Annotated in this window: 10 protein-coding genes and 1 pseudogene; 3 read left to right on the plus strand and 8 right to left on the minus strand. The window is 63.8% G+C overall.

The window, feature by feature from the left end:
• The first annotated feature begins 30 nt into the window (after positions 1–30).
• Entirely contained in the window at positions 31–1,335 is a 1,305-nt protein-coding gene (gene pncB / locus AB8Z38_RS16110) for a nicotinate phosphoribosyltransferase (RefSeq protein ID WP_369726070.1), read from the plus strand.
• A 242-nt stretch (positions 1,336–1,577) separates the two neighbouring features.
• Positions 1,578–2,885, plus strand: coding sequence for a GGDEF domain-containing protein (locus AB8Z38_RS16115; protein ID WP_369726071.1), 1,308 nt, complete (start codon positions 1,578–1,580; stop codon positions 2,883–2,885).
• A gap of 12 nt (positions 2,886–2,897) precedes the next feature.
• On the opposite strand, the pseudogene tcuB reads toward AB8Z38_RS16115, so the two are convergent.
• A pseudogene (gene tcuB, locus AB8Z38_RS16120) lies at positions 2,898–4,000 on the minus strand (tricarballylate utilization 4Fe-4S protein TcuB).
• Positions 3,987–5,378, minus strand: coding sequence for an FAD-dependent tricarballylate dehydrogenase TcuA (tcuA, locus tag AB8Z38_RS16125; protein WP_369726072.1), 1,392 nt, complete (start codon positions 5,376–5,378; stop codon positions 3,987–3,989). Before tcuA ends, tcuB begins: the two are co-directional and overlap by 14 nt.
• Before the next feature lie 160 nt (positions 5,379–5,538).
• On the opposite strand from tcuA, the gene AB8Z38_RS16130 reads away from it, so the two are divergent.
• Positions 5,539–6,222 carry a GntR family transcriptional regulator gene (locus AB8Z38_RS16130; protein WP_369726073.1) on the plus strand — a complete coding sequence of 228 codons (684 nt, stop codon included), beginning with the start codon at positions 5,539–5,541 and terminating at the stop codon, positions 6,220–6,222.
• Positions 6,223–6,232: 10 nt separating this feature from the next.
• Here AB8Z38_RS16130 and ybaK read toward each other — a convergent pair whose 3' ends face one another.
• The 6 genes from ybaK to AB8Z38_RS16160 form a co-directional block, all read right to left on the minus strand.
• On the minus strand, positions 6,233–6,706 hold the full coding sequence (ybaK, locus tag AB8Z38_RS16135; RefSeq protein ID WP_369726074.1) for a Cys-tRNA(Pro) deacylase: 474 nt from the start codon (positions 6,704–6,706) through the stop codon (positions 6,233–6,235).
• Between the two features lie 123 nt (positions 6,707–6,829).
• Positions 6,830–9,598, minus strand: coding sequence for a formate dehydrogenase subunit alpha (gene fdhF, locus AB8Z38_RS16140; RefSeq protein ID WP_369726075.1), 2,769 nt, complete (start codon positions 9,596–9,598; stop codon positions 6,830–6,832).
• Positions 9,595–11,301, minus strand: a complete 1,707-nt coding sequence (locus AB8Z38_RS16145; protein ID WP_369726076.1) for an NADH-ubiquinone oxidoreductase-F iron-sulfur binding region domain-containing protein — start codon at positions 11,299–11,301, stop codon at positions 9,595–9,597. The genes fdhF and AB8Z38_RS16145 overlap by 4 nt, the downstream gene beginning before the upstream one ends.
• A gap of 150 nt (positions 11,302–11,451) precedes the next feature.
• Positions 11,452–11,736 carry a hypothetical protein gene (locus AB8Z38_RS16150; protein WP_369726077.1) on the minus strand — a complete coding sequence of 95 codons (285 nt, stop codon included), beginning with the start codon at positions 11,734–11,736 and terminating at the stop codon, positions 11,452–11,454.
• A gap of 89 nt (positions 11,737–11,825) precedes the next feature.
• Complete coding sequence (locus AB8Z38_RS16155) at positions 11,826–13,478, minus strand: OFA family MFS transporter (RefSeq protein ID WP_369726078.1); 1,653 nt, start codon at positions 13,476–13,478, stop codon at positions 11,826–11,828.
• 314 nt (positions 13,479–13,792) lie between these two features.
• Positions 13,793–14,056 (minus strand): sulfurtransferase TusA family protein, encoded by a 264-nt coding sequence (locus AB8Z38_RS16160; protein WP_369726079.1) that lies wholly within the window; start codon positions 14,054–14,056, stop codon positions 13,793–13,795.
• Positions 14,057–14,064 lie beyond the last annotated feature (8 nt).

A 14,064-nucleotide genomic window follows, 5' to 3' on the forward strand; every position in this document is an offset into this window, starting at 1 on the left:
GCGCACGGGCGGCCACGCTAGAATTGCCCCATGACAGTGACCGACATTGCGAGCCGGACCTACAATCACAGCTGGCGGCTGGATCCCATCATCCGCAGCCTGCTTGATACCGACTTCTACAAGCTATTGATGTTACAGATGATTCGGGAATCCTACCCGTCTCAACAGGTGACCTTCTCGGTGATCAACCGCTCGCGCCATGTGCGGCTTGCCGAGATCATCGACGAGGGCGAGCTACGCGCCCAGCTCGACCACGCCCGCACCATCCGCTTCGCCAAGAAGGAGCTGATCTGGCTGGCCGGCAATACCTTCTACGGCAAGACCCACATGTTCTCGGCGGATTTCATCCGCTGGCTCGCCGAATTCCGATTGCCCGAATACGAGCTGCGCAAGGTCGAGGGCCAGTACGAGCTGCATTTCCACGGGCCGTGGACCCACACCACAATGTGGGAAATTCCGGCGCTCGCCATTCTCAACGAGCTGCGCTCGCGCGCGGCAATGAAGGGCCGCGGCCGCTTCGAGCTCGACGTGCTCTACGCCCGCGCCAAGGCGAAGCTGTGGACCAAGGTCGAGCGGCTGCGCGAGCTGGAGAATCTGCGCCTATCCGATTTCGGCACCCGCCGCCGCCACGGCTTCCTCTGGCAGCGCTGGTGCGTGGAAGCGGTGAAGGAAGGCTTGGGTCCGTCCTTCATCGGCACCTCCAATGTGCTGCTCGCGATGGACAATGATCTCGAAGCCATCGGCACCAACGCGCATGAACTGCCCATGGTTGCAGCCGCGCTCGCCAGGGACGATGAGGAATTGCGCTGGGCGCCCTATCGCATCCTCGACCAGTGGCGTCAGACCTATGGCGGCAATTTGCTGATCGCGCTGCCAGACGCGTACGGCACAAAGGCGTTCCTGCGCGACGCGCCGGAATGGGTGGCCGACTGGACCGGCTTCCGCCCGGACAGCGCGCCGCCGATCCATGCCGGCGAAGAAATCATCAAATGGTGGGAATCGAAGGGTCGCAACCCCAGGGACAAGTTGCTCGTCTTCTCCGACGCGATGGACGTCGGCTCGATCGAGGAGACCTATCACCATTTCGGCGGCCGGGTGCGGCTCTCCTTCGGCTGGGGCACCAATCTCACCAATGATTTCGTCGGCTGCCCACCGGATGGGTCGATCAATCTCGATCCCATTTCGCTGGTTTGCAAGGTGTCGTCGGTCGACGGACGACCGGCCGTCAAGCTCTCCGACAATCCGGAGAAGGCAACCGGCCTGCCCTCTGAGATCGAGCGCTACCTGCGCGTGTTCGGCGACGCCGGCCGGGTGCGCAAGCCGGTGCTGGTCTAGCACCAGATCGATCTGCCTTAGGTAAGCCAATCGGGACGAATCCGAGACATTGGCGCGCCACGACTGTGCCGGTTCCGGGTTGCCGGCATTTGAAACGATCTGCGCGCATCGGCTTCACGACGCATTCACCCTGCGCTGCAATCCCCCGCGCCTTTGAGGTCGAGTTCAGCAACTTTCTCCTCTACCTTGCATTGCAAGCGCGACGCTCCGCAGGGGTCGTTGAGCGATTTGGGGAATGCAGGGTGTTTCGTAGAACAGCGACGTCAACAAAGGGACGCAATTTCCCTCATGTCATCAAGCTCGTCTCGCCGTTCGTCGCAGTTGTCTTGCTGCAGGCGGCGATCGCCGGATTCAGTCTCGAGGTCATGTCCTCGGTCCGCGCTTATGTCGCGGGTGAAGCGATTTGGTCGCGGTCGCAGAAGGACGCCGTCTATTTCCTCAACCTCTATCTGCATTCGGGCGAAGCAAGCCAGTTTGCGCGGTATAAGATCTCACTCGCCGTCCCGATCGGAGACGAGTTCGCGCGCTGGGCGCTCGAGCGCGATCCGGTCGACATCGAGACCGCCCGCATCGGCTTCCTGCAAGGCGGCAACCATCCTGACGACGTGCCGGGCTTGATCTGGCTGTTCCGCCATTTCAGCCGCGTCAGCTTCCTCCAGGAGGCGATCCGGGAGTGGGCTGCCACAGATCCCATGTTGCTGGAGCTGAGCGTCTTTGGCGAGGTCATCCGTTCCGAGCTGAAGAATGGTCCCATTGAGGACAGCGGCCGCCTCAACCTTTTGTCGTCGCGGCTCTCCGACCTGAACAGCCAGTTCACGGGACATGCCAACCGGTTCTCGACGGTGTTGGGTGAAGGCTCGCGCGCCATCAAGCTGACGCTGACGTCTGTGAATATCGTCACCGCAGCGATGCTGATCCTGCTCCTGATCTGGCACACATGGCGATTGGTGCTGCAGCGCCAAGCCTTCGAGGATGCATTGCATGCCGAAAAGGAGCGTCTCGCCTTTCAGGCCTCGCATGACTGGCTGACCGGGATTGCCAACCGGCGAGACTTCGAGGCGCGCCTGCAAAGCGAGCTCGCTGGTTCCGGCGAGGATCCGCTCAGCTTGATCCTGCTCGATCTCGACCAATTCAAGAGCGTCAACGACAGCTGCGGCCATCTCGCCGGCGACCGCCTGCTCTGCCAGGTCGCGCGCCTGTTGCAGCAGGAGCGGCGACCGCACGATCTGGTGGCCCGGCTCGGCGGCGACGAGTTCTGCCTGATCCTGCCGCAATGCGCGCCGTACGATGCCGTCGATATCGCCGAACGGCTGCGCCGGTCGCTCGAGCTGTTCAGCTTCACCTGGGATGACCGCTGCTTTGCGGTGACGGCCAGCATCGGCGTTGCCTGCATCACCGACGGCAACACCACGCTCGAGGACGCGATGCGGCGCGCGGATGCCGCCTGCTATCGTGCCAAGGAGAAGGGGCGCAACCGGGTGCAGGTCGACAGCCCCGGGGCGGACATCATGCTCGTCACGTCACGGCGGCACGCAGCTGCTCAGGCATGACACCGGAGGCGGTCACGAGACCTCGGAGCGCCGCTCTTGCGCGTAACGCACCAGTGCCGCGAAACGATAAATACCGTGCACGAACTTGCCGTAGGGCATGGTGATGAACAGCGCGAACACCGCGCCGAGATGCAGCGCGAGCACCGGCCCCATGGCGGCGGTCTCGCGCAGCGCAAGAAGTGCCATCCCGGAAAGACCGGTCAGCAACAGCATCGCGATGAAGCCGACATCCATGCCGTAGCGGTTCTCGTCGAGCAATTCCGGGGCACGGCGCGACTTGGCGACGAGCAGACCGATCGGCCCGACGACGAGACCGATACCACCGAGCGTGCCGAGCACCACGGGCAGATCCCACCACGGATACGGCGCCTCGCGGTCGATGAGATAATAGTACAGCGTGGCAACCGACGTCGCGGCGAAGCACAGCAGGAAGCCGTAGAAGGTCAGGTGGTGATAGAGCTTGCGCCGGTCCGTCGGCTTGTCGTCCTCATTGTAGCAGCCGACCCCGCCGCCATGGAGATAGCGCAGCTCGCCGGCGTCGCGGATCGCCTGGAAGATCGAGCCCCCTCGGCACGGCCGCCGATCGGCGTCCCGATATCGCGCCAGAAGGCGCGCACGCTCATGACGAGCGCAAGGATCGCATAGATGAACGCAGCGCTGAACAGGGCAGCCATCGCGCTATGCGGCATCAGTTTGTAAAACGCGCCCGGGCCAGTGTGGACGCCGAACAGCACGCTACGGTCGTTCAAGACGGCGAAGCCGAGGATAAAGGCGGCCATGCTGAGTGCGGCGACGATGCTGATGACGAGGCCATTTCTGGCGAAGGCGCCGGAGAGCGCTTGCGGCCAGGCATAAGCCGCGTAGGACTCGGCGCGCGCAACCGCGAGCGTCTTCGGGACGTTGACATTGAACTCGTGCGGCGGTGAGAACTGGCAGTCGACGTAGCAGGCGCCGCAGGCATGGCAGAGATTGGCGAGATAGTTGAGGTCGCCGTCGGAGAAGGCGCGCCGCATCTCCATCGCCGGAAACACCGCGCAGAGACCTTCGCAGTAGCGGCAGGAGTTGCAGACCGTCATCAGACGATCGGCTTCGTCCAATGTTCTAGTTGCGTGCATGCTTCGCCGCTTCCCGTCCTGCGATCCGCCCGAATACGCTGCCGATGGTCATGCCGATGCCGGCCGCATAGCCCTTGCCCAGCACGTTGCCCGCCATGATCTCACCGGCGGCAAACATGTTGGCCGACGGCTTGCCGTCAGCCATCAGCATGCGCGCTTCCTGGTTCACGCGCGTGCCGAGATAGGTGAAGGTGATGCCGGGCCGCACCGGATAAGCGAGATAGGGTGGCGTTTCGATCCGCCGCGCCCAGTGCGTCTTCTGCGGCACGACGCCTTCGGTGCAGCAGTCGTCGAGAATGGTGTGGTCGAACGTGCCGGGCTGCACCGCGGCGTTGAATTCTCTGACGGTCTTTTCCAGCGCCGCCGGATCGAGCTCGAGCTTGCCAGCGAGTTCGGCCAATGTCTGGCCGGCGATGGGCGGGAACAGCGTGGGCATGAAGCTGGTGACAACGGTCGAGTCAAAGATGATGTAGGCGATCTGATCGGGCTGCGCCGCGACCAGCCGGCCCCAGATCGCGTAGCGCTTGGGCCAGATATCCTCGCCCTCGTCGTAGAAGCGCTGCGAATGCTTGTTGACGACGATCCCGAACACGACCGAGTCGTGTCGCGTGATGATGCCACCATCGAACTTGGGTGCGCGGGCGTCGATCGCGACCGCATGGCACTGCGTGGGGTCGCCGACCTCCTGCACGCCCTTCGCCAGCAGCATCTTCAGGATCGAGCCGCGGTTATAGGGTGTGCCGCGGATCAGGAAATTGTCGGCGGCCTCGCCCCAATATTGCTTCAGCCATTCGATGTTGGCCTCGAAGCCGCCGGCGGCAGCAACCAGCGACGTCGCCCGGACCTCGGTCTCGCCCTGGATGGGCCGGTTCAGGCGCGCGGCGAGGAACATGCCATCCTCGATCACGAGGTCGGTGACCTCGGCGTCGTATTCGACATCGACCCCGAGCCGCTCGGCGGTCAGATACAGCGCGTTCAGCATCGCGCGGCCGCCGCCGAGAAAGAAGGAATTGGTCCGGCCGAGGCTCAACGTGCCGCCGAGCGACGGCTGCCAGCGCACGCCCTGCTCCACGATCCAGTTCAGGATATGCTTGGATTCGCGGATCATGTGGCGGGCGAGCACCTCGTCGGTCTGCCCGCCGGTGACGCGCAGCAGATCCTCCCAAAATTCCTCCTCCGTATAGGGACCGGTGAGAATTTCGGTCGCGGCGTCATGGGCGCAGCGCATGTTGCGGGTATGGCGGGTGTTGCCGCCGCGATAGAATTTCGGCGCGCCCTCGACCACCAGCACGGACGCGCCGCCACGCCGCGCCGCGATCGCCGCGCACAGCGCCGCGTTGCCGCCGCCGATCACCAGCACGTCGTATTTGCTGCTCATGCCCTCTGTCCGATGGACGAAGTTGGGAGACGTTCTGCCCGCCGGCGGTCTCCGTCAACCCAGCCGGCCATTGCGTACTTTTGTATACAAATATATACGAAGGCAGCGCAAGCGGCATCTCTGCATGGGCAGGATGCGCCTCGTGATCACAGGAGTGGGGATGGGCAGACGCCCGGCAAAGGCAGGCGGATCGATCGATCGCGGGGGCGGCGTAGCCCTGGGCGAGGCCGTATTCCGGTCGCTCTGCGAGGCGCTCCAGGCCGGCAGCTACCGCGCCGGCGATCGCCTGCGCGAGGAAGAAGTCGCGCAGCGGCTGAAGGTCAGCCGCACACCGGTCCGGGAAGCGCTCGGCCGGCTCGCGGCGCGCGGCTTCGTCGAGCCTGGGGGTGGCCGAGGCCTGGTCGTGCGCAACCTCGACATTTCCGAGGTGCTCGAACTCTACGCCATGCGCGAGATCATGGAAGGCGCCGCCGCGCGACTGGCGGCCGAGCACGCCTCCGCGCCCGAGATCGATGCCCTCAGGGACATCGAGCAGGCTTTTGTCGAAAAGTCCGGGACCGACACAGCCCATATGGCACGGCTCAACCGGGCCTTCCACGAGGCGATCTGCCGCGCAGCGCGCAACCGCTATCTCGACACTGCATCGGGCGAGTTGCAGGACTGGATCGCGCTGCTCGGCCCCACGACGTTTACGGTCTCGGGGCGGTCGACGACGAGCCATGGCGAGCACCAGGCCATCATCGACGCCATCGCCGCACGCGACGGCGACATGGCGGAAAAGCTCGCGCGCGCGCATATCCGCGAGGCGCTGCGCTGCCGGCTGAAACTGCTACAGAAGCAATAGATCGAGACGCTCACGCGACCACATCCGCGACGATCGCCTTCAACACATCCCGTGCGTCGCCCGGCTTGAGCCGCACCTGCAAGCCGCGCTGGCCACCGTTGAGATAGACCTGATCGTGCGCGAGCGCGCTTCTCTCGATCACGGCGTGCACCGGCTTGCGCTGCCCGAACGGACTGATGCCGCCGACCTTGTAGCCGGTGAGGCGCTCGGCCTCCGGCGGTTTCATCATCTGCGCGGACTTGCCGCCGACAGCGGCGGCGAGCTTCTTCATCGAGACTTCCTGGTCGGACGGAACGATCACGCAGACCGGCTTGCCGTCGACCAGCGCCATCAGCGTCTTCAAGACGCGCGCCGGGCTCTCGCCGAGAGCGGAGGCGGCCTGAAGGCCGATGCTCTCGGCATCAGGATCGTAGTCGTAAGTGTGAACGGTGAAGGCGACTCCGGCAGATGTGAGCGCGCGGGTGGCGGGGGTGACTTTGGACATGGTCACGTTTACCACCGTCATTGCGAGGAGCGAAGCGACTAAGCAATCCAGAGTCTCCCCGTGGAGGTGGTCTGGATTGCTTCGCTTCGCTCGCAATGACGGCGCGGGTGCGGACGGCGAAGCCTACTCCGCGGCGTCACGCATTTCCGCGCGCTCGGCTCTTGCCGCGCAGAACTTGAACTCCGGGATCTTGCCGAACGGATCGAGCGCCGGATTGGTCAGGAGGTTCGCCGCCGCTTCCGCGTAGCAGAACGGCATGAACACCATGTTCTCCGGCACGTCGCGATCGGAACGCACCTTGACTTCGACAGCGCCGCGGCGGGTCTCGAGGCGGATGAAATCGCCGGGCGCGAGCTTCTTCCTGTGCATGTCCTTTGGCGACATGAAGGCGACCGCCTCCGGCTCGATCTGGTCGAGCACCTGGGCACGGCGCGTCATCGAGCCGGTGTGCCAGTGTTCGAGCACGCGGCCGGTCGACAGCACCATTGGATATTCGGCGTCGGGCACCTCGTCCGGCGGGATGACGTGGGCCGGCACAATCTTGCCCCGCCCGCTCGCGGTCGGAAAGCCCGTGGTGAAGATGATCTCGTTGCCGGGCTTGTTCGGATCGTCCGCCGGATAAGTGACAGCACCTTCGCGCACCAGCCGTTCCCAGCTGATGTTCTTCAGCGACGGCATCAGCTCCGCCATTTCGGTGTAGACTTCGCCGGGGCCGGCATAATTCCATGGCAGGCCCATGCGCTTGCCGATCTCCTGGATGATCCAGAGATCCTGCCGCGCATCGCCGGGCGGTTTGATGACCTGGCGCGCGAGCTGCACGCGGCGATCGGTATTGGTGAAGGAGCCCTCCTTCTCCGCGAAGGCCGATGCCGGCAGGATGACGTCGGCGTGGAACGCCGTCTCGGTGACGAAGAGATCCTGCACCACGAGATGATCGAGCATCGCGAGCGCCTGGCGCGCATGCTGGAGATCGGGGTCGGACATCGCGGGGTTCTCGCCCTCGATATACATGCCCTTGATCTCGCCGGCGTGGATCGCGGTCATGATCTCGACCACGGTCAGGCCACGCTCGGGATCGAGATCCTGCTGCCACAGCTTCTCGAACGCGCCGCGCAGATCGTCGCGGCCGACCGGCTGATAATCCGGCAGGAACATCGGGATCAGGCCCGCGTCGGAGGCGCCCTGCACGTTGTTCTGGCCGCGCAGCGGATGCAGTCCCGTGCCCGGACGGCCGACCTGGCCGGTGATCAGTGCCAGCGCAATCAGGCAGCGCGCATTGTCGGTGCCGTGAACATGCTGGCTGATGCCCATGCCCCAGAAGATGATCGAGGATTTTGCCCGCGCATAGGTCCGCGCCACCTCGCGCAGCGTCTGCGCCGGGACCCCGCAGATCGCCTCCATCTTCTCCGGCGTGAACTCCTTGATCTTCTCCTTGAGCTCCTCGAAGCCCTCGGTATAGCCGGCGATGTACTGATCGTCGGTCAAGCCTTCGGTGATGATCGTGTTGATCATCGCGTTCAGCATGGCGACGTCGGAGCCCGGCTTGAACTGCAGATGCTTGGTCGCATGGCGCGACAGCGTCTGCCGGCGCGGATCCATCACGAACAGCTTGGCGCCGTTCTGCTTGACCGCGTTCTTGATGAAGGTCGCGGCGACGGGATGGTTCACGGTGGGATTGGCGCCGATCACGATGATCACCTCGGCGTCCATCGCAGCCGAGAACGGCGCCGATACGGCGCCCGAGCTCAGGCCCTCGAACAGCGCCGCGACAGACGAGGCGTGGCAAAGCCGCGTGCAGTGATCGACATTGTTCGAGCCGAAGCCGGTTCGCACCAGCTTCTGGAACAGATAGGCCTCCTCGTTCGAGCCCTTGGCCGAGCCGAAGCCCGCGAGTGCCTTCACCCCGTTGGTGTCGCGGATCTTGACCAGACCCTTGGCCGCAATGTCGAGAGCCTCGTCCCACGATGCTTCGCGGAAATGCGTGAAGGGATTGGCTGGATCGACCTGGTCGTTGGAATCCTTCTTCGCGTTGGGCAACCGCACCAGCGGCTTGGTCAGGCGATGCGGATGGTGGATGTAATCGAAGCCGAAGCGGCCCTTGACGCAGAGACGGTTGTGATTGGCGGGGCCATCACGGCCTTCCGCATAGATGACCTTCTCGTCCTTGACCTCATAGGTCACCTGGCAACCGACGCCGCAGAACGGGCAGAGCGAATCCACCTTCTTGTCCGCGTAAGTGACGCGGGTCTGCTTGTCGTCGAGCATCACGGCCGGCATCAACGCGCCGGTCGGACAGGCCTGCACGCATTCGCCGCAGGCGACGCAAGTGGACTCGCCCATCGGATCGTCGAAGTCGAACACGACTTTCGAGCCGTGACTACGATAAGCCATGCCGATGACGTCGTTGACCTGGACCTCGCGGCAGGCGCGCACGCACAGGCCGCACTGGATGCAGGCATCGAGGTTGACGCGCATCGCTGGATGGCTGGCGTCGGCGTCCCAGCGCTCGGCGGCGGGGAAGCGGCTCTCGGTGACGCCTGTTGTCTCGGCCCAGTGCCAGAATTTGGATTCCGGATCGTGCGAGGTCTCGCGCGCCGGCTGATCGGCGACGAGCAGTTCCATCACCATTTTTTGCGCGGCAACGGCGCGGGCGCTCTCGGTCTTCACCTTCATGCCGACCGACGGCGTGCGCTTGCAGGAGGCGGCCAACACGCGCTCGCCCTCGATCTCGACCATGCAGGCGCGGCAATTGCCGTCGGGGCGATAATCCGGCGCCGGCGAATAGCACAGATGCGGGATCTCGCGGCCCTGGCGCTGCGCGACCTGCCAGATGGTCTCGCCCGCTTTGGCTTCGACCTGCTTGCCGTCGAGCTCGAACGTAATCTTGGTCATTCGGCCGCTTCCTTGAACTCGTCAGGGAAATATTTGATCACCGAGGACAGCGGATTCGATGCCGCCTGCCCGAGTCCGCAGATCGAGGCATCGCGCATCGCCTGGCTCAATTCCTCCAGCAATGCGCGGTTCCAGACCGGCTGCTGCATCAGAACTGCCGCCTTCTGGGTTCCGACCCGGCACGGCGTGCACTGGCCGCAGCTCTCGTCTTCGAAGAACTTCATCAGGTTCAGGGCGGCGGCGCGCACGCTGTCGTTTTGCGACAGGATCACGATCGCGGCCGATCCGATGAAGCAGCCGTATTTCTCCAGTGTGCCGAAATCGAGCGGGATGTCGTCCATCGATGCCGGCAAAATGCCGCCGGAGGCACCGCCCGGCAGATAAGCGTAGAACTGATGGCCGTCGGCCATGCCGCCGCAATATTCGTCGATCAATTCGCGGACGGTGATGCCTGATGGCGCGAGCTTCATGCCGGGATTTTTCACGCGGCCCGACACCGAGAAGCTGCGCAGGCCGTGGCGCTCATCGCGGCCGTGGCCTTTCCACCAGTCGGCGCCCTTCTCGACGATGTCGCGCACCCACCACAGCGTCTCGATGTTGTTGATCAGCGTCGGCACGCCGAACAGGCCGACCTGGAACGGGTAAGGCGGCTTGTGCCGGGGCAGGCCGCGCTTGCCCTCGATGCTTTCCAGCAACGAGGATTCCTCGCCGCAGATATACGCCCCGGCGCCGCGCCGCATGTGCAGCGTCGGACCGCCCGCAGGCAGTTTCGCGATCTCGCGTCGCAGGATTTCGCGCGCCGCCGGATATTCGTCGCGGATATAGATGTAGACGTCGGACGCCTGCACCACGTGCGCGCCGATCAGCATGCCCTCGATGAAGCGATGCGGATCGGTTTCGAGGTAGACGCGGTCCTTGAACGTGCCGGGTTCGCCCTCGTCGCCATTGATCGCCATCAGCCGCGGGCCGGGCTCGCCTAACACCGCGCGCCATTTGCGCCCCGTGGGAAAGCCGGCGCCGCCGAGGCCGCGCAGCGATGCGTCATCGAGCGCCTTCAGGAGATCATCCTTCGGCAATTCGCCGGAGCGCAGGCGGTTGAGCAGTTGGTAACCGCCGCCGGCAACATAGGCGTCGTAACCGATGTAGTTGGGCAGATGCGCGTGGGTGTCCCCGGCCTTCGCGGCTGCCGTCACGTTGGCGACGGTGGCATGATCGACGAAGTTGTGTCCGACTTCCGCGGCAGGCGCCGTATCGCAACGGCCGACGCAGGGCGCGCGCACGACGCGGATGCCGGGGCCCGACGCGCTCTGCAGATCTGCGAGCAGTTTCTCGCCGCCGAGCATCGCGCAGGTCAGCGAGTCGCAGACGCGGATCGTCAGCGGTGCGATGTGAGGCTCGCCTTCCTTCACCACGTCGAAATGCGCATAGAACGTCGCGGTCTCGAACACCTCCGCGAAGGCAAGCTTCATCTCGTCGGCAAGTGCTGCGAGATGAGCGGCCGAAATCTGGTGATATGTGTCCTGGATCAGGTGCAGATGCTCGATCAGCAGGTCGCGCCGCCGGGGCCTGTCCCCGAGCAGCTGTTCGATCTCATGCGCGGCGGTGGGGTCGACCTGTCGTCCCTTCGGCGTGGCCTTGGCGCGCTTGCGCCCTCCGCCGGGATGCTCGAATTCGCGAACCTTGTGAACGTCGTCGTGGCCCATCGGTGCGTCTCGCAGCCTTTCTTCGGAACAAATCCAAACCTACCTCTTGGCATACCAGATGCCAAGAAAATTCGTATGTTCCATAAAGCATTTAGGGGCTTGGAGCCGGCCAAGCTCCACGCCCCCCCGCCCGATCAGATCTGCGCCGTCTCAGGTCTTTTCCATGCACTCTGCGATGTAGAACCACCGGTCGTCCCCGGCGAGACCCTTCGATTTCACATCGGCCCGGCAGGCCTTCAGCTTCGGCTTGTTGGCGGACCACTTCGCTTTCATGTCCTTCAGCTTCTGCATGGTGAGCTTCATCTTTCCCGGCGGCTTGGCGCTGGTCGTCGCAGCGGGTGCAGGCGTCGCGGGTGCGGTTGTGGTTTGCGCCGATGCAGTACTGAGGGCTGCGGCCAGCAGCATGGCGGTGAGGCAGATACGGATGCGAAGCATAAAAATCCCCCTAGGTCCCATTCTCAAGTGTTGGTCTGGCGAGCAACGCGGGATGCTGACTTGCCGCATCCCGCGTGCTGGGTTTGCGATCAGAGGATCTTAACCGCGCTCTCGAGTGTCTTGTAGACGCCCCAGGCCAGCGGAACGCCGACGAAGAGCCAGAACATCGCAGCCTTGGCGTCGAGGCCGCCAGTGCCGATCCCGAACGACCCCGTCTGGACCGTGCTTGGGCCTGCGTTTGTCGCCTGCGATTTGGCGAGCTCCGCCTCGCTCATGTACCACTTTGCATCGACGGGCTTGATCAGATAGTTGCAGATGATACCCGCAATCAGCATTGCACAAAGAATGTACATGGTCGTGTTGTAGAGCTGATCACGCGGCACACCCGCCGCGAGCTGGAACTCCCGGATGTAGTTGACCACGACCGGGCCGATGATGCCCGCCGTCGACCAGGCCGTCAGCAACCGGCCATGGATGGCGCCGACAAACTGCGTTCCGAACATGTCCGCGAGATAAGCCGGCACGGTCGCGAAGCCGCCGCCATACATCGACAGGATGATGCCGAAGCCAAGCACGAAAAGGAGCTTCGAGCCCATCGCCGCAAAGGTCGGCGCCAGCGCGTAAAGGACGATGCCGAGAACGAAGAACGTATAGTAGGTGTTCTTGCGGCCGATATAGTCCGACAGCGTCGCCCAGGCGAAGCGGCCGCCGATATTGAACAACGACAACAGCCCGGCGAAGCCCGCAGCGATCGCTGCGATGGCGGTCTTCTGCTCAGCCGAAAGCTGGCCGAAGGTCAATTCCGGATGGCCGATCAGCTTGCCTGCGAAGATTTCCTGCAACATCGGCGAGGCCATGCCGATGACCCCGATTCCCGCCGAAACGTTCAGGCACAGCACCCACCAGATCAGCCAGAATTGCGGCGTCTTGTGCGCATTGTTGAGATGGACGTGGTGCTCGGAGATCATGGACTTCTTTTCGCTCGGCGGCGTCCAGCCCTCGGGCTGCCAGCCGCTCGGAGTGACCCGATAGGCAAATGCGCCGATTGTCATGAAGACGAAGTAGACTAGGCCCATCACGATGAAGGTCTGCCAGACTCCGACGTCAGTGGGCGTCTTGAAGTAATTGATCAGGAGATTGGCGAATGGCGCGCCGATCATTGCACCACCGCCAAAGCCCATGATCGCCATGCCGGTCGCCATGCCGCGGCGATCGGGAAACCACTTCACCAAGGTCGACACCGGCGAGATGTAGCCAAGGCCGAGGCCCACGCCGCCGATGACGCCGGCACCGAGCCACATGATCCAGAGTTGATGGACGTAGACACCGAAGGCCCCGATCAGAAGCCCGCCGCCCCAGCATAACGCTGCCACGAACCCTGCTTTGCGCGGACCCGCACGCTCGAGCCAGCCGCCCCAAATCGCAGCCGAGACGCCCAGGAGGACGAAGAACAGGGTGAACATCCACCCGAGGCTGGCGACCTTCCAGTCACACGTGGTGGTGAAGAGCTCCTGCCACAGCGACATGTCCGGGCAGGCCTTCGGCGCAGTCAACCCAATCGCGCGCGAGAGCGGCAGCCAGAACACCGAGAAGCCGTAGGCCATGCCGATGCAAAGATGGATGCACAGCGCTGCCGGCGGCACCAGCCAGCGATTGAAGCCGGCCTTGGCGACCGTGTGCTCGCGATCAAGCAAGCCTGCACCAGCGCCCGAAATCCTTCCAGCGCTTTCAATTGTCGTCATGCATTCCTCCCCTGAGGCCGCCCTTCTGAGCGAGCCTGCCGCTGCCATCCTGTCCTCAGCCCGGCGCGGTGCAGCTATTGTCCCTACTGCTCCGCACAATCACCCGACACGCGCCAGGATCGTCACGCGCGTCTGAAAAGTTAACCCCTCAAGCGGGGCTCTATGCCCGATATGACGTCAGGCTTCTGAGTGGCCCGGTGATCCGCATATCGCAGACAAGACTCAACCTCCGTGCCCGCACGGAGAGCGACAATTTGGGCAGAAGCCATGCGCGATGTCGATAGACAAAAGGTCGGTATCAGCGCGGTAACGGCTCAAGAATGCAGCGCAGCATTGAAATTGCCTATCGAGCCATTCGTTTTCTCTATCAAGAACACGATGCGCGCGTCAGTGCGCTGGGTGATCTCAACCTTGTCGCCGGTCTCGCGAATGAGGTTCGGAATGTCGATCACCGAAAGCGGATCGGTGCAGTGCACTTCGAGCTGATCACCCGGCTGCAACGGTTTCAGCGCCTTGCGTGTTTTCAAGGCGGGCAGCGGGCATTTCAGTCCGGTGAGATCAAGCGTCGTTCTGGTCATGGCCGCAA

Source organism: Bradyrhizobium sp. LLZ17 (assembly GCF_041200145.1).
In the GTDB taxonomy this organism is placed as follows: Bacteria; Pseudomonadota; Alphaproteobacteria; order Rhizobiales; family Xanthobacteraceae; genus Bradyrhizobium.

Excerpts from the sequence above, each read along its gene's own strand:
- tcuA (WP_369726072.1), bottom strand. The coding sequence starts at position 5,378 with ATGAGCAGCAAATACGACGTGCTGGTGATCGGCGGCGGCAACGCGGCG.
- AB8Z38_RS16130 (WP_369726073.1), top strand. The coding sequence starts at position 5,539 with ATGGGCAGACGCCCGGCAAAGGCAGGCGGATCGATCGATCGCGGGGGC.
- ybaK (WP_369726074.1), bottom strand. The coding sequence starts at position 6,706 with ATGTCCAAAGTCACCCCCGCCACCCGCGCGCTCACATCTGCCGGAGTC.
- AB8Z38_RS16145 (WP_369726076.1), bottom strand. The coding sequence starts at position 11,301 with ATGGGCCACGACGACGTTCACAAGGTTCGCGAATTCGAGCATCCCGGC.
- fdhF (WP_369726075.1), bottom strand. The coding sequence starts at position 9,598 with ATGACCAAGATTACGTTCGAGCTCGACGGCAAGCAGGTCGAAGCCAAA.
- pncB (WP_369726070.1), top strand. The coding sequence starts at position 31 with ATGACAGTGACCGACATTGCGAGCCGGACCTACAATCACAGCTGGCGG.
- AB8Z38_RS16155 (WP_369726078.1), bottom strand. The coding sequence starts at position 13,478 with ATGACGACAATTGAAAGCGCTGGAAGGATTTCGGGCGCTGGTGCAGGC.
- AB8Z38_RS16160 (WP_369726079.1), bottom strand. The coding sequence starts at position 14,056 with ATGACCAGAACGACGCTTGATCTCACCGGACTGAAATGCCCGCTGCCC.
- AB8Z38_RS16150 (WP_369726077.1), bottom strand. The coding sequence starts at position 11,736 with ATGCTTCGCATCCGTATCTGCCTCACCGCCATGCTGCTGGCCGCAGCC.